This window comes from Arthrobacter sp. AG258, from assembly GCF_004364695.1.
Taxonomy (GTDB): Bacteria; Actinomycetota; Actinomycetes; order Actinomycetales; family Micrococcaceae; genus Arthrobacter.
The window spans coordinates 385,771-404,537 of the sequence record NZ_SOBI01000004.1; the positions used below are offsets into that span (position 1 = coordinate 385,771).

The following is an 18,767-nucleotide window of genomic DNA, read 5'->3' on the forward strand; positions in this document are numbered from 1 at the left end:
CACAGTCCCGGCTCGCCGCAACTCATTTGACGGCCAGGTGCGGGTAGTTGTCTATTCCCACCTTATGGTCACTGCCCGCCCAGGCGCCGCCAAGGAGTGCAGCCCATTCATCGGGAGTCGTGGTGTCAACGTCGCCGGCGAATTCTTCCGCATTGTCCCGCGGCTCAAATCCGATGGCACGGCCGGCTTCCAGGTTCGCCCATCCCCGGCTGTTGGCGGATACCGCCCACACCACATGGTGGCCGGGCGCGCCCGCATCGCTGAGTGCCGCCTCCACCAGGCGGAAGGAATCCGCCGGGGAGAGCCACGAACCAAGGGTCCGCAGGTTGTCCGGCCGCGCACCGCCGGTGCCGATGCGCGCACTGACCACCTTCATGCCGAACTTGTCGGCGTACAGGCTGCCCAGCGCCTCCACGGCGGCTTTGCTGACGCCGTAGTAGGTGTCCGGGCGCGGCGGCAGGACAGCATCCTCTGCCGCCGCGTGCGTGGGATGGAATCCCACGGCGTGCGTGGAGCTGGCCAGGAGGACACGGTCGACGCCGTTGCGACGGGCCGCTTCAAGCGTCACCTGGGTGCCCGTGATGTTGGTGGACACAATTTCCTCCCACGTCATCTCGCGGTGCAGGCCGCCCCAATGCACAACCCCGGTGACTCCGGCCAGGGCGGCGTTCATGAAGTCGGGGTCCGTTACCGATCCCACGTATACCGACTCGTGCGCACGGGGGTCGGCAGCCTCTGCCAGGTCCAGCAGGCGGACGGCATATCCGGCCTCTGCCAGATAAGGCCGCAGCAGCGTGGCCATCATTCCCGCCCCTCCGGTGACGGCAACAGTGACGGGCTTCGATCGTGCGGCCAAGATTTCCTCCAGTGGTTGACAGCCTGTGACCATGATCATACTCTCGTGAAGTACGTTTCACATAGTAACAGTCATTTATATATGTAAAAAGGAGAATCAGAGTGGATTCGAAATTCAAGTCCCGCTCCCGGGCGGCGCTGGCGCTGTCCATAGCTTCGGCTGCCTTGCTGACCGGTTGCGGCAGCGGATCCTCGGCACCGGCGGCGAAGGATGATGGACAACCCATCGAGGTGTGGGCGCGAGCCGGAACCGATGCCGCCACCACATACTCCGCACTGTTCAAGGAGTTCACCGCCAAGACGGGTGTGCAGGTCAACTTCCAGGGTGTCCCGGACCTGGACCAGCAGCTTCAGACCAGGGCGGCGTCCAAGAAACTGCCCGACATCGTCATCAACGACTCAGCTGCGTTGGGCAACTACACATCCCAGGGCTACCTGCAGAAGATTGACAAGTCCTCCGTCGCAGGAAATGACACGATCCCGGACTCCCTGTGGAAGGAAACACAAGGCCTGGACGGCTCCACCTACGGCGTACCGTTTTCCCGCCAGACCATGGTGACGATGATCCGCAAAGACTGGCGTGAAAAGCTGGGCCTGCCCATCCCCAAGACGCAGGAGGACCTGGCAAAGCTCGCAACCGCTTTCGCCACGCAGGACCCCGACGGCAACGGCCAGGCCGACACCTATGGCATGACTGTTCCCGGCTCCACAGAGCGCGGCTACTTCGGCTGGTGGGCCTCCTCCTACCTCTGGCAGGACGGCGGGGCCTACCTCAAGGACGACGGCAACGGCAAGTACTCGGCCTCCGCCTCCGGCGCCCAAGCGGGCGTCACGTGGATCAAGCAGCAGTTCTGCACCCCGGGCAACACCCAGCCGGGCGCCCTCACCGCGGCCACGAGCGCCGCGACCCCATTCTTCCAGACCGGCAAAACAGGCATCATCCTGACCGGCCCCTACAACTTCTCCTCGTTCGATGCCTCGCTCGGCAAGGACAAGTACGAGGTCATCGAGACCCCGAAGGGCAGCAAGGACAACACCGTCCTGGCAGAAGGCGAGAACATCTACGTCACTGCCACCAATGGCAAGAAGGACCAGACCAAGCAGGTCATCGACTACCTCGTCTCGGCAGAGGGGCAGAAGGCGGGCATGACCGCCGGCAAGCAGCCAATCGTCCGGGTTCCCGTGAATTCGGGCGTCGATGCCGCCGCCGTCTACAACGATCCGCGCTGGGCCGTGGTCCAGGATGCGTTGAAGAACTCTTCGAAGGCCTTCCCGTCCGCCATCAACTTCGTCCCGATCAAGCAGGCCGCCGCGGAAGCACTGAACAAGATCGCCTCCGACTGCGCTGCAGACAACGTGTCGTCCGGCCTCAAGGACCTTGACACCGCCATCAACAACGAACTGACAAGCCAGAACGCGAAGTCATGACCACAGCCCCAACCAAACCAGCACGGTCGCTGACCGGAGCTCCGGACACGGGGCAGGTGCCGGTGCGCAGGAAGCGCAGCAACGGCAAGCAACTCCTGGCCATCTGGCTCTTCCTGGTGCCGGCGGCCGTGCTGGGCCTCTATTTCAAGTTCATCCCCATGGTCGAGGGCATCCGGCTGAGCTTCTTCAAGGTCCAGCCGTTCCTGGGGGACGTGTTTGTCGGCATGGACAACTACATCAGCGTCCTGACGGACGCCCGGTTCATGGAAGCCCTGGGCCACACGGTGGTACTCGGCGTAACCCAGACGCTGGGCGCCCTCGTGGTCGGGTTCGCGTTGGCCCTCCTCCTTGAAGGCCAGGCCCGGTCGCTGTGGATCCTGCGCACCACCATCTTCCTGCCTGTTGTGACGGCCCTGGCCGTCGTAGGCGAGATCTGGCGGATCCTGTACTTTCCCACCGCTGACGGACCGCTGAACAATATCCTGGGCTGGCTGGGACTCGGTCCGCTGCAGTTCCTCAACGGTACGGACACGGCACTGTGGTCCATCGCCGTCGTCGGCATCTGGAGCGGCGCACCCTACAACATGGTGATCATCCTCGCCGGCCTCACCGGCGTGGACCGTTCCCTCTACGAATCGGCGGGGGTGGACGGAGCCAGCGTCTGGCAGCGTCTGCGCTATATCACTCTGCCGGCCCTGCGCCCATCGCTGGTGATTGTCCTGACCCTGGCCGCCATCCGGAGCCTTCGAAGTTTCACCGAGGTCTACGTACTCACCGGCGGCGGTCCCGCCGGGTCCACCGAAGTCTGGATGACGCGCATGTACTCTCTCGGATTCCAACGCAATGACATCGGGGTCGCGTCTGCGGCCGCCGTCCTACTGCTGGTGGTCACCCTGCTGCTCACGGTGGGGACACAGCTTGTTGGCAAAAGGAAGGCCGTACGATGACCCATACCGTTTCCCGCCCCAAGGCGCGCCCAGCCAAGCCTTCCGCCGGAGCGCGATTCGACACCGCATTGGGCTGGTCTCCCCGGCTGGGGCCGAACATGGTCCTCCGCGTCCTGCTCTGCGTGCTGGTCTTCTGCATCTTTGCGCTGCCCTTCGTGGCCATCATTTCCGGTGCCTTTGACCGGAATTCCAGCCCCACGGACATATCGCTGCTGCCCAAGAACTTCACGCTGCGGAATTTTGAGGCGGCCACGCAACAAGGGCTGTGGGGTTACCTGCTGAACTCCCTGGTGGTGGCCGGCGGCGGACTCCTGCTGCAGATGACAGTTTCGGTGTTCGCCGCCTACAGCCTGAGCCGGAGGAAGTTCCGCGGACAGGCGCTGGTGCTGCTCCTGGTCCTGATGACCATGATGCTCCCGGAAGAGATTATCGGCATCCCGCTGTCCCTGGTCCTTGGAGATTTGCCGCTGCTGGGGATCAGCCTGCGCGGTTCCGTCCTGGCCGTCATCCTCCCGGTGGGCATCTGGGGTTTCTCCATCTTCATCATGAGTGAATTCATGAAGGAGATCCCGGGCGAGATCGAGGAAGCCGCCCGGCTGGACGGAGTGGGCGAATTCCGGATGCTGTTCACCATCATCCTGCCGCTCTGCAAACCCGCCCTCGGCGTCATCGGAATCTTCGGCTTCATGATGGTCTGGGACCAGTACCTGCTGCCCCTCATCGCCGCCAATGACCCCAGCGACTACACCCTGACCGTCGCGCTCTCGGTGCTGCGCAATGACACCACGGTGGGCCCCGGCGTACTGCTGGCGGGCGCCCTGATGGCCATGATTCCCAGCCTCCTGGTGTACCTCTTCCTGCAACGCTCCATGATCCGCGGCATCACTTCGGGCGCCACCAAGGGGTAGGGCATACCCTTCACTCCCCCGCCGCCCATTCCACGAAAGAAACCTTATGAAAACCAGCACCACCATCCACGCAGCGTCCACACCCGTAGCGGCGGACCTCATCATCACGGATATCACCATCACGCCCATTGCGTTCTCAGACCCTCCGCTGCTGAACGCCGTCGGAGTGCACGAACCCTTGGTCCACCGGGTGGTCATTGAGGTCCGGACAGCCAACGGCCTGCTGGGGCTGGGCGAATGCGCCGGCGGCCGCAGCCGGCTGGACAACCTTGCTGTAGGGGCCAACGCCATCAAAGGCGTGAATGTCTTCGAGACCACCCGGATGGAACAGCTGATCAACCAGGCCCTCGACACCGCCCTGTCCGCGTTCGAACGGGCAGCCGTCTTCTCCGCCTTCGAGGTTGCCGCGCTGGACATCCAGGGACACGCCACGGGCCGGACTGTCAGTGAACTGCTGGGCGGCACCGTCCGCAACGAAGTTCCCTTCAGCGCCTACCTTTTCTACAAGTGGAAGGAGCATCCGGCCATGGACGGCAAACCTGCCATCGGCGACGAGTGGGGTGAGGCGCTGGACCCCGCGGGCATTGTCAGGCAGGCACAAAAGATGATTGCCGATTACGGGTTCAAGTCCATCAAACTCAAGGGCGGAGTCTTCCCGCCGGCGGAGGAAATCGAGGCCATCAGGGCCCTTCGCGAAGCGTTTCCGGACATGCCGCTGCGGCTCGACCCCAACACCGCATGGACAGTGGAAACGTCCCAGTGGGTTGCCCGGGAAACCGAGGGTTTGCTGGAGTACCTGGAGGATCCGACGCCGGGCCTTGAGGGAATGGGGCAGGTGGCCGCCGTAGCCACCATGCCCCTGGCCACCAACATGTGCGTCGTTGCGTTCGAGCACATCAAGCGGAGCGTCGAACTGGACTCAGTCCAGGTCATCCTCGGCGACCACCACTACTGGGGCGGCCTGCGCCACACCCGGGAGCTCGGAGCCATCTGTGAGACGTTCGGAATAGGATTGTCCATGCACTCCAACTCCCACCTGGGCATCAGCCTCGCCGCCATGGTGCACGTGGCCGCGGCCACCCCGGCCCTGACGTACGCCTGTGACACCCACTATCCCTGGAACGGGCACAACGATGTGGTCAAGCCCGGCGCCCTGCGCTTCGAGGACGGCAGCGTCCGGGTTCCCACAGGCACGGGATTGGGCGTGGAACTGGACCGGGACAAACTGGCCGAACTGCACCAGCAGTACCTGGACGCCCGGATGACGGCCCGCGATGACACCGGCTACATGCAGCGCTTCGTTCCCGACTTCACGGCGGACCTCCCCCGGTGGTAGGCACGCAGGCGCCGCGGGCCACCGGCTACCTCTATCCCTGGGACGTGCTGGGTGACCCCGGAGCCGTTCACTGGATCAAGGCCAGCGGCGTGGATCGCGTGGCGCTTGCGGCGGCTTACCATTCGGTGCGGGCCGGCACGCCAAGGCACCCCGGCCGCCGCGTGGTGGACGCCCAATCCGCGGCACTCTATGTTCCCGCCGCGGATGCGTTCGCAGCCAACCCCATCGTCCCGGGCAGTGCGAGCGAATGGACGGGCACGGACAACGCGTTCGGTGAGGCCGCTTTGGTACTCCGTGCCGCCAACATCCCGGTGGACGCATGGACGGTCCTGACCCACTCAAGCGCAGCCGGGGGCAACAACCCCGGCATGTGCGTGCGCAACGCCTTCGGCGAGGTCTACAGCTATGCCCTGTGCCCCTCGCACCCGGAGGTCCGCGGTTACACCGCCGGCATCGTGGCCCAGGTCCTGGCCCACGGGCAGCCCGACGGCCTCATCCTGGAAGCTGTGGGGCCGCTGGGATTCAGCCACCAGAACAGGCATGAAAAGACGGAGGGCGCGGAGTACTCACCATGGGTGCAGGCTCTGCTGTCGCTGTGTTTCTGCGAGGCATGCAAGGCTTCCTATGAGGCTCGCGGCCTGCCGGCTGACGTGGAGCAGGGCCGGGTGCGTGCAGCAGTTATGGAATCAGAGGATCCCGGGCTCACCGCAGCCACAGCGGCCGGGGCGCAGGACTTCCTCCCGCTGCTGGAGGTCAGGTGGGACGCCGCCGCAGCGCTTCTCGATCAGTGCCTGACGGCCGTTGCAGCCTCCGGCTCCAATCCCCAAATCTCCTTGCACGCGTCCCCGGATCCCTGGAACACGGGACCGTTCCTGCCGGTGGAGGCGCTGCGCAGGAGCCGGCTGTGGAGGCAGCGTGGTGACGTGACCGCCGTCGTGCCTTGCTGGGGCAACCCGGACGACGGTGCGCTGACGGTCCAAGCCATGTCAACCAACGGTGTGCGCACCGGCGCGTACGTCCTGGCGCTGCCGCCAAAGGCGCCCGACGGCGGCGGGCTGGCCGGCGAGTGGGGCGCACTTCATGCGGCCGGCGCCGACGAACTGCACGTGTATCATCTGGGACTTGCCTCGACCAGGCGGCTTTCGGCAATGTCTGCGGCACTCGCCGGGCTGCGCTGAGGGCTTGGTCCGGGGCCGGCACCGGCGCGCTGCCGCCCTGATCGCCGGCGCCCCGGGTCCGAATCTTGAGCCAAATTTGCGGGGATCGTGGGCGGCCGCTGGGGTTCCAGTCCTACCGTTGAAAACAAGATCCTGCCGGCGAGGGCAGGATCTTGGCACCAGGACAGGACCGGCGGCCGGAGCATCCACGAGACCATGGGTGCCGCCCCCCAAACGCCGCCGGTCCAGCCCCACCTTGTCCGCCGGTGTTGGTTGCGTTCACCGGTGGCCGCGCCCACCATGGAAGCGTGCGAATGAAAGGCTTCCGGCGCCGGCTGGCTATGAGCCTCTGCTTTCTGGTGCCGGCGGCCGGAACGGCCGGGTGTTCCTACGACTACCCGGATCCGGCGCACAGCCCCGGCGCCGAAACCGACGGCACGGCCACAGCCGTGACGGCGCAATCCGTCGCAAGCCCCGACCCCCAGGTCCTTGAGCGCGAGGTGGGGAACTATCGGGATTTGGACGGACTCCTCAAGGCTGTCCCGGGGGACGCCCTGCTCTTTCAAGAAGGGCCCTTGGACGGGCCCGCCAGCGGTTTTGGCACCACTGAACAGGTCATCACGGCTGGAGAATACACCGTCACGGCTGCCTGCATCGGCGCCCCAAACGCTACGATCTACATCCGCCAGGAGAATCCCAAAGTCACACTCTGGCCTGTCGAAATCACCGTTGACTGCCCGGGATCCACGTCACAGGTCATCACCCTGCAACAGGGCTATGTTTCGGCGCACCTTTCCCTGCCTGCACACGGTGACACACCCTGGACGGGGGCGGTGGCTGGAGTGCGGGTAACCGGCTGGCGTGTGTCTTAGAGGCAGCGCCTGGCCCCCGGTTTCACCTGGCCGGTTCTTCGACGTCGATTTCCACCGTTTTCTCCCCGCACACCAGCAGCAGCACCGCCTCACCCGCGTCGAGCCTGCACTCCCGGTCCTTTACCCGCGGCCACCCGGACAACTCCGGGGCGCTGCGGGCCCATTTGTAGTAGAAGCTGCCGTTCTCCGTATAAATGTCCACCACGTCTCCGTCGAATCCGTCCTGGGTAACGAGCACCGACCGTCCGTCCACGGCTTCCAGCCTGACCGTATCTCCGATCCCCGTGGCCTCTAGGAGGGCGAAAACGGCAACCACCCCAAAACAGGTCGCAGCCGCTGCGGCCCCTCCTACGATGGTCCATCCGGCGAGCCGTCGCACCGCTCTCCTGCGAATACGGCCGATCAGCACCGGAAGAAGGAGCAGCAGGCCTGCGGCGCCGATGGGAACCGCCACGACGAGAAGCCAAGCGGCCAGGGAGTTCAAGGGGGCGCCGACAAACAACAGTTGGTGCTCGCGCCTGGCGGCCCAATATGCATCGTCAAGTATGCAGAAACCCGTTACCGACAGGGCTGCACCGATGAAAAGGATGACACCCCAGCTTGAGCGGCTCCTCAATGCCTCACTTCCCGGGCGGCGGGCCGGCCCGCGGTCATCTGACGGCCACATCCCGCCAGACGGCCAGTCGACCCAGGGCAGCGGCGAAACCAACGGTTGCCCACAGGCCGAGGGCACCGACGGACCAACCGAAGCCGAGCACGGAACCCAGCGCCCAGAAGCCCAGTGTCGGCACGATGAAGAACGCGGCAACATGGATCCACTGGTTGCGGATGGGTCGGAGCAGGCGGCCAAGGATCCATGCCAGCGGGACTCCCGTCACCAGCGCGATGCCATACCCGTACATCAGGACCATCAGGGCAAGGTCGAGCAGGAACCCCTGCGAGGTGGCGGCCAGCACGATATACAGGCCGACGAGCCACAATGTCGTGGTGATGGCCCAGCCCTTGAAGAGCGCCCGGCCTGTCAGGATCACGCCGCTCCTGATCAGGACGTCGCCGGCGGCACCGGGTGTCATGGCACCTTTCCCCGAGCCAGGACCAGGGTCATTTGGCGGCCAGCTCGTTGCGACGGAACGTTCCGGCAATGGAGAGTTTGCGGCCGTATTCAATGGATCCGTACCTGAACAGATGGACGGCCAGTCGAAGGATCAGGGTCCCGACGACGAAGAGTTCGACGACGACGACGGTCGCTTCAACAGGGTTGAGGGTTCCGAACCCGTTGCGAAGCAAGGCGGTGACGGGAGCGGTCAGCGGGAAGTAGGTGAAGATCTGGACGATCAGTGCACCCGGATTGGAGATGATCAGGCTGAATGTGTAGAAGGGGATGAACATCATCGCCACGAGGGGACCGAAGACGGTTCCGGCTTCCTTGGCGGTTGGCATGATCGCCCCGATGGCTACGAGGACCCCGGTGAAGACCGTGAACCCGCCCAGCGTGAGCAGCGCACCAGTGATCATGGGGCCGGGTTCGAAGACCAAGGAGGACAAGTCAACCTCCGGCAAGGCCAGGCGGTCCCGGAAGAACAGGTAAGCCAGTCCCACTGGCGCCAGGAACACCAGGATCTGGACCAGCCCGACGGCGAACAGCGAGATGATCTTGCCGGTAATGAGTGTGGTTGGGTTCAGCGTGGTCAGGATCATCTCGGTGACACGGTTTTCTTTCTCCTCCAGGGTGGAGTTCAGCATCTGGTTCGAAAGAAGGATCATCGAAATGTAGAAGACGACCAGGAACAACAAAGGCGGGATGATTCCGCCGACGCCTGGTGCGACGCTGCCGTCCTTGAACGTTTGCGAGTCAAACTTAACGGCTCCGGTCAGGGCAGCGGTCAGCTCGGGTGAGCCCACCTGGTTCTGGGCTGAGACCGCCAGAAGCTCTTTGGCCACTGCTTGGTATTTATCATTCTCGAACATGCCTTTGTCAGCCCCGTAAACCTTCACCGATTCCTTCGCAGGGTCGGCCGGGTAGGCGAAGTATGCCTCCGAGGTGCCGTCTTTCACAGCTGCGATGGCAGCCGCCGGGTCGCCGGCTACCGTCCCGCCGGCCAGTTTGGCAGCAGCGGGCACGATGATTCCGGACGCGTCGGTGTAGGTGAACGCGAACCTTGCGCTCTTCTGCGCGGCCGCGGTGTCCTTGGTGCTGGCGTTGGACGCGTAGACCAGCGCGAAGATGAGCACGAGGATGACCGGGAGCGCCAGGGTGGCGATCACGAATCCGCGCTTCTTGATGGTCCGGAAGAACTCGAAGGAGATGACGGTGCCGAGGTTGTGCTGTCCCATTGCCATCTCAGCCTTCCGCCAGTTCATGCTGTTCGCCGTAAACCTGGATGAAGATTTCATCCAGGGAAATCCTTGCCGGGGTAAAGGACCGGATACCGGCGCCGGCGTCCACGAGCGCGCGGAGAACGGATTCCTCCGTTGCCCCGGGCCGCGGCGAGAGTTCAGCCCGGCCGTTCTCCTCCGATACGACGTCGAACAGGGCCGACGCAGGCAGCGGACCGTCGTGGGTGACCCGGTAGACGGTGCCGCCGAATTCTTCCTGTACCTCTTCCACTGTCCCGTAGGCGCGGGAGACGCCGTCCTTGAGCAGGATGACGCGGTCGCAGAGCCGCTCGACTTCCTCCATTTGGTGGGTGACCATGATGACGGTCGCCCCGGCCCGCTTGTGCTCTTCGATGATGTCCATCAGCAGCCGCCGGTTGACCGGATCGAAGCCCTTGGTGGGCTCGTCCAGGATCAGCAGTCCCGGGTTGTTCATGATGGTTACCCCGAGCTGGACTTTCTGCTGCTGGCCGCTGGAGAGTTTGTCGAGCCGGGTCTTGGCTTTGCCCGCCAGTCCGACCCGTTCCAGGTAGTCCTCGGACCAGGACCGGGCCGTGGCCTTTGACAATCCTTTGAGCCGGCCGAAGTACACCATCACGTCCAGGACGTGTTCCTTTTTGTACAGGCCGCGCTCCTCGGGCAGGTATCCGAGGCTGGCCCCGTCCCTGGGCTCGAAGACCTTCCCGCCGATGTGCAACGTCCCTGCCGTGGGCCGGTAAATACCCAGGAGCGCCCGCAGCGTGGTGGTCTTCCCGGAACCGTTGCTGCCAAGGAACCCGAAGGTCTCTCCGGCGTGGACATCAAAGGACAGGTCCCGGATGACCGTGGTGTCCCCGAAGTCCATCCTGAAGTCTTGAATGTGTACCAGCGGCTCCTGCGCCGTTTCCCCCATTGTCATGATCCCAGCGTATCGTTTGGCGAACCCGGCCTCCTCCCCCGCGTTTCACGTCAAGGGCCAGGCTTTTTGTCGCTGTCGCCATTCAGAGACAATGGGTATTGCGCGAACAAAGCTAAGCATGCTTATGATAGGTGCAGCCGACGGGAGACGGCTGTGAGGGGAATAAAGGGGGTGCGCTCGGTGAACGGGCGCACCCCTTATCCGCGTCCTTCCCGGCGGCGGACTCCTCGCCACGCCCGCTTCCCGGCCTGCAGCCGACGATAGCGCAGGGCTGCGCGGAGCGGCTCCACCAAGTCGTCGAGCGATGCGCGCCATTCCGGCTCGTCGGCATCGTCCCCCAGTTCGGCGCTCTCCGAGTCCTGCCCCGCCACGCGCTGAACGGCCTCCAGGGCCATCTCTACATCATCGGCCGTGGTCTCTGCGCCGTGGGCCGCGGGCCGTGGTCCGTGGTCCGTGGGCCGTGGGCCGTGGGCCGTGGGCCGTGACCCAGTCAGCTACGTCCTCGGGCAGCCTTTGCCAACGCTACAAGTTCGCCATGTCTTGACCACCTAACTATCAGCATGCTTATGATAGGGGTAACGGATGGGGATCCGGGTTGTGGAGGATCGAAAGGGTGCGCTCAGCGAACGGGGCGCACCCTTTTCGTGTTCTCACGGTCCGGAGTTGCGCGAAGACATCACGCGCCCCGGACCTGGAGTCGCGAACATCTGATGTGGCTGCAGCACGGACGTAGCGGTCCCTTCGTACCGAAGCGCCGCCAGCCGACAGTCAAGACGCGAGGTCCTCGCGGTGGATCCGGCAAGACCGGCCGGTAGACTGGGCCGCGTAAGGACGGATTGGGGGATCCACGGCGGGCTCGCACTGCTGTTCCGCTGGTCAGTCGACGCCAGCACCCCAAGGAACCGCCTTGACTTTCTTCCAGGACCTGCCCGTACCCGAATTACCACGCCGGGGCCGTACCATCCGCTACGTACCGCCCGTATGGGCGGGCGCCCCGCGGCATGAGCTGCCCGCGGTGGTGGGGGTTGGCCGTTTCCTCCATCTGTCGCCAACGTTCGTCATGGCTGTTGAAGCCGTCAAGGTGTATTCCACGGGTTGCCTTTTTGATCTGTCGTGGAAGTTGCGTCGGCATGACGAGAACGACGAAGAATGGGCTGAGCTCAACGCTTCCTTCTTCAGCCAGCCGCACGCCCGGTGGGCCAAGGCCGGCATGCCTCTCGCGGCCCTTCTCTGCGGAGTGGAGTTTGCTGACGGCTCCAAAGCCTCCACCGGGGCGATGCTGAACAGACCCCACCCTGCACCCGACGCACCCCAGCCGGAGCCGCCGGTGGTTCTCTTTCAAGGCCAAGGCGGCAGCGGCGGGGACGACGAGATGGCGGCCAGCGGAACCCTCTGGCTGTGGCCCTTGCCGCCGGCGGGGGCCATGCGCCTGGTCACCCAATGGACCGACATGGGCATGCCTGAAACCTCCATTGACCTCGACGGAACCCAACTCCGCGACGCCGCGGCCGGCGCCCGGCAGTACTGGCCGGAAGGTGACGGAGAGTAATGGCACTCGACAGCTTGGTCCTGTCCGTCGTCTTCGTGGCAGTGTTCTTCTACCTCCTCTACGGCATCATCCGCGCTGCCGTCCGTGACGGCATCCTCCAAGCCGACGAACGGCGACAGAAAGCCCGTCAAACGGTGGGCGGTGGCGGACATAAAATGTAGGCGCCACGGGCTAATAGAGGAACACCAGCCCACCCTGCATGCGCTTGTCCTAGTCTTCGTCGCAGGTTGGCGGTCCCGATCGAGTCACCGCGGCAGATTCAGCAGGAGGACCACGCCGATGGCAACCCCCAGCACAGCAATCCCTGCGCCCACTATCCGGTAGACACCGCTGTCGGGAGCCGACCCCTTTGCATACAGCGAGGCATTGTTCTGAGCGACCTGCCCCAGCCATTGCGCCGATCCGCGGACGTCGGCAAGGAGGCAGGTTCCCAACAGCACAGCGGCACCCGCCGCCACACCCCCCGCATAAACAAAGTAGGGCCGCCCCATTTGGCCAAGCAGGACCATGGCCGCGACGGAGAGAACGAGTAACCCGCCAGATAACATCAACGGCCACGGCATCCCAAGTTTAGGTTTCATCAGATCTCCCAAGTTCGCAAAGCGAGTCGTCGTCCTGCCATGAGCATAGAGGCTGAAATGCTACCCATCCGTCCCGGACGGATGAGGGGATCCAGGGCGGCTCACGCCGTCGTTCCGCTGGTTGGTCGCCGCCCGTGGACCAAGGACGACCGTGGCTTTTTCCAGGACCTGCACGTCCCGGAGCCACCCCGCCGCGCCCGCAGGACGAGAGCGACGAAGAATGGTCCGGGCTTGGCGCCCCATTTTTCCCCCAGCGGCACGCATGGGCATGCCAGAATCGTCCACCACGTTGGACAGTGCCCAGCTTCGAGACGCCGCTGGCGGCGCGCCGCAGTTCGTCTCGGCGCCCTCCAAGCAGACGCCGATCTTCAGCAATTAGCTACAGTGATCCAGGTGACGCTTGAGAGAAAAATGTCCTTCAGCCGATCGTTGGCTTGGTTGGCATGCATAGCCGGTATTGTTCATGCCGGATTCAGCTTGTACTGGGCTCTGGGTGGGCGATGGCTTGTAGCCACGGTGGGCCAATGGGCGGTCCAGCTGTCCGTGGAGGCCCCCACTTGAGGCAGGGCTAGTGCTTGGCCTCGTTGGGATAGGAAAGTTGCTGGCAGCGACGATCCCCGTCGTCGTCGCTCATGACCGTATGCCCTGGCGAAGATTCTGGCGTGCGGTGAGCTGGGCCGGAGGCCTGCTCCTGGTCAGCTACGGGGGCGTGAACACCGTCGTCAGCAGTGCCGTCCTAGGAGGTTGATCCATCCTTCAGGTGGCTATGACCTCAACGCGATGATTGGACACGCATGGTTGTGGGATCCCCTGTTCTTGCTTTGGGGTACAGCCCTGGTTATCTCGCTCTGGACCTCGCGAAGGAGCTCACCAGCGATTGCGTAAGTCCAATCAAGGTGGGCCGGAAGCTGGTGTGCCGGCTGCAGCACACGCCTCCCTCCGGACTCCCCATGTCTAATTCCGACCGCTTCGCTGGACCGGCATCGACTGGGTCTTCTTCACTGCCGGCGCTGCATTCGTGGTCCCTGGATGGCGGGCGAGGCGAAGCAACACCCACTCGAAACGCGATAGGCAGACCATTATCCGGACGAAGAGCTCCGCCCATCAGCTGGCCCCCGACCACGCGAGCGGACGGCACCACTTCTGCCGGAAGCGACTACGGGTTTGGAACAAGCTTGAAGGCATAACGGGTTTTGGTCCCGCTGCTCGGGACCATGCTGAATTCTGCTCCCCGAGTCCGGAGCTCAACAGGGGCCTTGAAGACGTTTCCGTTGCAAGGAATGCTCATCTGGCTCAAAACTTCCGCCCCTGTCCAACTGGCCACTGAAAACTCAACGTCGGCCGCTCCGTCGCAAAGGAACTGCACTTCGTAGCTGCCCGGTTCTGCCGATAATCCTTGGCTCGTGGGCGAGCTTGAGCTGGCGGCACCCGCCAACTGTCCAGGCAGTTTGGGTTGAAGCTGCCGAGCCACCCATTCCGACATGTCCTCAAACTCTGACGCGCGCGGATCAGTGTTGAGTTCAAGCATGACACCGGCGGCGGCAGGCTTGTCCACGGGCGAGACGGTACTGATGGTGATCGGGCCGCCGGCGTGCCGGACAAATCGCTCCAAGACAGAGTCACACGTGTAGGGCACCCCTATCGTTGGCTTCTCGCCTTGGACAATGGAGACTGTGACACCGTGAACACCAGCACATGCACTCTTGATCACGTAGTCCCCTGGCGCGAGGTCAACCGATAGTTACCCCAATGGTTCCCCAACCGTCGGCATCCCTGGTTCATCCGAAGAAACCATAAGTGCGCGCGCAACTTCATCAACGTTTTCCTCAAAGGACAGCATTCGCGTGCGGCCGGCCTGGGCCTGGGAACTGACCGCCGCGCTCTCCGGGCCGGTGTACTCACATCCGGCCAGCGCGACGATGAGGACTGCGGATACCAAACAACCTGTTGCCATGCGCATATGCGTTGCTTCCCCCAAGCTCGCTTATGAATCGAGTCTAGCCCCCGGCAGCGCCGTCCCCCACGTACATGCAGGCCCGTCGCTGGACTGGGCCGGGCAAGGAGGGATTGGGGGATCGCTCGCTGTGACCGACCAGCGGAGCCGCGGGTGCGAGCCCCGTTCCCGCCAGTTCGGAATTAGATTCCAGACCCCGAAGGCGATCATGAAGGGCAGCGACCAGTACGCGATTCGGTTGATCCTGCGCCGGGCTTCCTCCTGAGAGGCAACCGGCTTACGACTCTGAGGCCCGGTCGGTGCTGCTGACATGCCTGCACTGAACCACCCGACTGGACCCCGTACAAGGTGCTTGAGCTGATCTTGCTTCGGAGACTACGAGAATGCAGGCTCAACGGATTCATGATCTTTCGCAGCGCGGCGGGGCTGGCGGCCATCCCCGGATCTGATTGCCATTTGCACCGGTTGCGGAAACATTTCAGTGTGAACTGCCGGTGGACGTACACCGGGCGCGGCGCCGATTACCAGCCAAGGTCAAAGTGGCCAAGCGACTGAAGCTGGCCAAGCTAGTTGGCGCCGCGCCCCTGTTTGTCACAGCGCCAACTAGCTTGTCAGTGTTGCCAACTAAGTCGTCAACTCATAACCAGCCGCAAACCGCCAACCAGCTTCTCTCACACCCGATTTAGAAGTCCCAGTCCTCATCCTCAGTATTGACAGCCTTGCCGATCACGTAGGACGAACCGGATCCGGAGAAGAAGTCGTGGTTCTCGTCCGCGTTCGGGGACAGCGCCGACAGGATGGCCGGGTTTACGTCGGTGACGGAAGCGGGGAACATCGCCTCGTAGCCCAGGTTCATCAGGGCCTTGTTGGCGTTGTAGTGCAGGAACTTCTTGACGTCCTCGGCCAGGCCCACGCCGTCGTAGAGGTCGTGGGTGTACTGCACCTCGTTCTCGTACAGCTCGAAGAGCAGCTCGAAGGTGTAGTCCTTGATTTCCTGGCGCTTCTCCTCGGAAACCTTCTCCAGGCCCTTCTGGAACTTGTAGCCGATGTAGTAGCCATGCACGGCTTCGTCGCGGATGATCAGGCGGATCAGGTCAGCCGTGTTGGTCAGCTTGGCCCGCGAAGACCAGTACATGGGTAGGTAGAAGCCCGAGTAGAACAGGAAGCTCTCCAGCAGCGTGGAGGCCACCTTCCGCTTCAGGGGATCGTCGCCCTGGTAGTAATCCATGACGATCTGGGCCTTCTTCTGGAGGTTCTCGTTCTCCGTGGACCACCGGAACGCCTCGTCAATCTCCTTGGTGGAGGCCAGGGTGGAGAAGATGGAGGAGTAGCTCTTGGCGTGCACGGACTCCATGAACGCGATGTTCGTGTACACGGCTTCCTCGTGCGGAGTCAGCGCGTCCGGGATCAGCGAGACAGCACCAACGGTGCCCTGGATGGTGTCCAGCAGGGTCAGGCCGGTGAACACGCGCATGGTGAGCTGCTGCTCGGCCGGCGTCAGCGTGTTCCAGGACTGGACGTCATTGGACAGCGGCACCTTCTCCGGCAGCCAGAAGTTGTTCACCAGGCGGTTCCAGACGTCCACGTCCTTGTCGTCCTGGATACGGTTCCAGTTGATGGCCTCGACGTGGCTCAGCAGCTTGACCTTTTCGGTCATGTCATCCCCTATGCGTTGGGTGGGTTTTCTCTAAGTTAAAGCGTACGACGGCGGGCGGGCACCCGCCGTCGTACTCAACCTTTGGTCTCGACTGGCTCGACCGCCGGGGCTACAGCATGCAGCTGACGCAGCCCTCCACCTCGGTCCCTTCCAGCGCGAGCTGGCGGAGACGGATGTAGTAGATCGTCTTGATGCCCTTCTTCCAGGCGTAGATCTGGGCCTTGTTGATGTCGCGCGTGGTGGCGGTGTCCTTGAAGAACAGCGTCAGGGACAGGCCCTGGTCCACGTGCTGGGTCGCGGCGGCGTAGGTGTCGATGACCTTTTCGTAGCCGATCTCGTACGCGTCCTGGTAGTACTCCAGGTTGTCGTTCGTCAGGTACGGCGCCGGGTAGTACACGCGGCCCAGCTTGCCTTCCTTGCGGATCTCGATCTTGGACGCCACCGGGTGGATCGAGGAGGTGGAGTTGTTGATGTAGGAGATCGAGCCGGTGGGCGGCACGGCCTGCAGGTTCTGGTTGTAGATGCCGTGCTCCATGACCGAAGCCTTCAGCTCGCGCCAGTCAGCCTGCGTGGGGATGTGCACGTTCTTGAAGAGCTCGCGGACCTTCTCGGTCTGCGGAACCCATTCCTGCTCCGTGTACTTATCGAAGAACTCCCCTGAGGCGTACTTGGACTTCTCGAAGCCGCCAAACGTCTGGCCGGTTTCGATGGCCAGCAGGTTGGAGGCGCGCACCGCGTGGTACACCACCGAGTAGAAGTAGATGTTGGTGAAGTCCAGGCCCTCTTCGGAGCCGTAGTGGACCCGCTCCCGCGCCAGGTAGCCGTGCAGGTTCATCTGGCCCAGGCCGATGGCGTGGCTCTGGTCGTTGCCCTTGGCGATGGACGGCACGGAGGTGATGTTGGACATGTCGGAGACGGCGGACAGCGAGCGGATCGCAGTCTCGATGGTGAGGCCGAAGTCCGGCGAGTCCATGGTCTTGGCGATGTTCAGCGAGCCCAGGTTGCAGGAGATGTCCTTGCCGGTGTCGGCGTAGGACAGGTCATCGTTGTACGTGGTGGGCTGGGAGACCTGGAGGATCTCCGAGCACAGGTTGGACATGATGATCTTGCCGTCGATCGGGTTGGCCCGGTTCACGGTGTCTTCGAACATGATGTACGGGTAGCCGGATTCGAACTGGATTTCGGCGAGGGTCTGGAAGAACTCGCGCGCCTTGATCTTGGTCTTCTTGATCCGGGAATCGTCCACCATCTCGTAGTACTTTTCGGTGACCGAGACGTCGGAGAACGGCATGCCGTAGACGCGTTCGACGTCGTACGGCGAGAACAGGTACATGTCCTCGTCCTTCTTGGCCAGCTCGAACGTGATGTCCGGGATGACGACGCCCAGGGAGAGGGTCTTGATTCGGATCTTCTCGTCCGCGTTCTCCCGCTTGGTGTCCAGGAAGCGGTAGATATCCGGGTGGTGGGCGTGCAGGTATACGGCACCGGCACCCTGGCGGGCTCCGAGCTGGTTGGCGTAGGAGAAGCTGTCTTCGAGGAGCTTCATCACGGGGATGACGCCGGAGGACTGGTTCTCGATCTGCTTGATGGGCGCGCCCACCTCGCGGATGTTGGTCAGGGCGAAGGCCACGCCGCCGCCGCGCTTGGACAGCTGCAGCGCGGAGTTGATGGAGCGGCCGATCGACTCCATGTTGTCTTCGATGCGGAGCAGGAAGCAGGAGACCAGCTCGCCGCGCTGCTTCTTGCCGGCGTTCAGGAAGGTGGGGGTGGCCGGCTGGAAGCGGCCCTCGATGATCTCGTCCACCATCTGCAGGGCGAGCTGCTCGTTGCCGCGGGCCAGGTGCAGGGCAACCATGCACACACGGTCCTCGTAGCGCTCCAGGAAACGCTTGCCGTCAAAGGTCTTCAGCGTGTACGAGGTGTAGAACTTGAAGGCACCGAGGAAGGTTTCGAAGCGGAACTTCTTCTTGTAGGCACAGTTGAACAGTTCACGGATGAAGTTCATCGTGTACTGGTCCAGCGTTTCGCGCTCGTAGTACTGGTTCTTCACCAGGTAGTCGAGCTTCTCCTCCAGGTCATGGAAGAACACGGTGTTGTTGTTCACGTGCTGCAGGAAGTACTGGTGGGCGGCCTCGCGGTCCGCCTCAAACTGGATTTCGCCGCTGGGACCGTAGAGGTTCAGCATGGCGTTCAGCTCGTGGTAGCCCAGGCCCTTGTAGGCGGCCGGCATCTCGGGCTTCCCGGCCCTG

The 18,767-nt window shown here is 63.5% G+C and carries 17 protein-coding genes; 8 read left to right on the forward strand and 9 right to left on the reverse strand.

Going from position 1 to position 18,767, the window contains the following annotated elements; genetic code table 11:
* Nucleotides 1-22: 22 nt before the first annotated feature.
* A complete protein-coding gene (locus DFO47_RS11000) occupies nucleotides 23-856 on the reverse strand; it encodes an NAD(P)-dependent oxidoreductase (RefSeq protein WP_243835442.1) in 834 nt (277 codons plus the stop codon).
* Between the two features lie 101 nt (nucleotides 857-957).
* Here DFO47_RS11000 and DFO47_RS11005 point away from each other — a divergent pair, with 101 nt between their 5' ends.
* The 6 genes from DFO47_RS11005 (at nucleotide 958) to DFO47_RS11030 (ending at nucleotide 7,503) form a co-directional block, all read left to right on the forward strand.
* Entirely contained in the window at nucleotides 958-2,283 is a 1,326-nt protein-coding gene (locus DFO47_RS11005; RefSeq protein WP_133831640.1) for an extracellular solute-binding protein, read from the forward strand.
* Entirely contained in the window at nucleotides 2,280-3,230 is a 951-nt protein-coding gene (locus DFO47_RS11010) for a sugar ABC transporter permease (protein WP_018761516.1), read from the forward strand. The genes DFO47_RS11005 and DFO47_RS11010 overlap by 4 nt, the downstream gene beginning before the upstream one ends.
* A complete protein-coding gene (locus tag DFO47_RS11015) occupies nucleotides 3,227-4,138 on the forward strand; it encodes a carbohydrate ABC transporter permease (RefSeq protein WP_133831641.1) in 912 nt (303 codons plus the stop codon). The genes DFO47_RS11010 and DFO47_RS11015 overlap by 4 nt, the downstream gene beginning before the upstream one ends.
* A gap of 46 nt (nucleotides 4,139-4,184) precedes the next feature.
* Nucleotides 4,185-5,474: a glucarate dehydratase family protein gene (locus tag DFO47_RS11020; protein WP_133831642.1), complete on the forward strand. Its 1,290-nt coding sequence runs from the start codon at nucleotides 4,185-4,187 to the stop codon at nucleotides 5,472-5,474.
* The gene (locus DFO47_RS11025) at nucleotides 5,468-6,652 is read left to right on the forward strand and encodes a hypothetical protein (RefSeq protein ID WP_133831643.1); all 1,185 of its coding nucleotides are present in this window, start codon (nucleotides 5,468-5,470) and stop codon (nucleotides 6,650-6,652) included. Before DFO47_RS11020 ends, DFO47_RS11025 begins: the two co-directional genes overlap by 7 nt.
* A gap of 293 nt (nucleotides 6,653-6,945) precedes the next feature.
* Nucleotides 6,946-7,503: a hypothetical protein gene (locus DFO47_RS11030; RefSeq protein WP_133831644.1), complete on the forward strand. Its 558-nt coding sequence runs from the start codon at nucleotides 6,946-6,948 to the stop codon at nucleotides 7,501-7,503.
* Nucleotides 7,504-7,525: 22 nt separating this feature from the next.
* Here the strand turns inward: DFO47_RS11030 and DFO47_RS11035 are convergent, their stop codons facing one another.
* From DFO47_RS11035 to DFO47_RS11050, 4 genes are all read right to left on the reverse strand, one after another.
* On the reverse strand, nucleotides 7,526-7,957 hold the full coding sequence (locus DFO47_RS11035) for a hypothetical protein (protein WP_133831645.1): 432 nt from the start codon (nucleotides 7,955-7,957) through the stop codon (nucleotides 7,526-7,528).
* 196 nt (nucleotides 7,958-8,153) lie between these two features.
* Nucleotides 8,154-8,576, reverse strand: a complete 423-nt coding sequence (locus DFO47_RS11040; RefSeq protein WP_018761522.1) for a hypothetical protein — start codon at nucleotides 8,574-8,576, stop codon at nucleotides 8,154-8,156.
* A 28-nt stretch (nucleotides 8,577-8,604) separates the two neighbouring features.
* A complete protein-coding gene (locus DFO47_RS11045) occupies nucleotides 8,605-9,897 on the reverse strand; it encodes an ABC transporter permease (protein WP_347876403.1) in 1,293 nt (430 codons plus the stop codon).
* Nucleotides 9,845-10,777 (reverse strand): ATP-binding cassette domain-containing protein, encoded by a 933-nt coding sequence (locus DFO47_RS11050; RefSeq protein WP_166651707.1) that lies wholly within the window; start codon nucleotides 10,775-10,777, stop codon nucleotides 9,845-9,847. The genes DFO47_RS11045 and DFO47_RS11050 overlap by 53 nt, the downstream gene beginning before the upstream one ends.
* Nucleotides 10,778-11,684: 907 nt before the next feature.
* On the opposite strand from DFO47_RS11050, the gene DFO47_RS11055 reads away from it, so the two are divergent.
* Nucleotides 11,685-12,326: a hypothetical protein gene (locus DFO47_RS11055; RefSeq protein ID WP_133831646.1), complete on the forward strand. Its 642-nt coding sequence runs from the start codon at nucleotides 11,685-11,687 to the stop codon at nucleotides 12,324-12,326.
* Nucleotides 12,326-12,487, forward strand: a complete 162-nt coding sequence (locus DFO47_RS21115; protein ID WP_166651708.1) for a hypothetical protein — start codon at nucleotides 12,326-12,328, stop codon at nucleotides 12,485-12,487. Before DFO47_RS11055 ends, DFO47_RS21115 begins: the two co-directional genes overlap by 1 nt.
* A gap of 84 nt (nucleotides 12,488-12,571) precedes the next feature.
* Here DFO47_RS21115 and DFO47_RS11060 read toward each other — a convergent pair whose 3' ends face one another.
* The 4 genes from DFO47_RS11060 to nrdE all read right to left on the reverse strand — a co-directional run bounded on the left by DFO47_RS11060 (nucleotide 12,572) and on the right by nrdE (nucleotide 18,748).
* Nucleotides 12,572-12,907, reverse strand: coding sequence for a hypothetical protein (locus DFO47_RS11060; RefSeq protein WP_133831647.1), 336 nt, complete (start codon nucleotides 12,905-12,907; stop codon nucleotides 12,572-12,574).
* Between the two features lie 1,156 nt (nucleotides 12,908-14,063).
* Nucleotides 14,064-14,462: a hypothetical protein gene (locus DFO47_RS11070; RefSeq protein ID WP_133831648.1), complete on the reverse strand. Its 399-nt coding sequence runs from the start codon at nucleotides 14,460-14,462 to the stop codon at nucleotides 14,064-14,066.
* Between the two features lie 1,081 nt (nucleotides 14,463-15,543).
* The gene (gene nrdF, locus DFO47_RS11075) at nucleotides 15,544-16,518 is read right to left on the reverse strand and encodes a class 1b ribonucleoside-diphosphate reductase subunit beta (protein WP_018761532.1); all 975 of its coding nucleotides are present in this window, start codon (nucleotides 16,516-16,518) and stop codon (nucleotides 15,544-15,546) included.
* Between the two features lie 109 nt (nucleotides 16,519-16,627).
* A complete protein-coding gene (nrdE, locus tag DFO47_RS11080) occupies nucleotides 16,628-18,748 on the reverse strand; it encodes a class 1b ribonucleoside-diphosphate reductase subunit alpha (protein WP_133831702.1) in 2,121 nt (706 codons plus the stop codon).
* Nucleotides 18,749-18,767 lie beyond the last annotated feature (19 nt).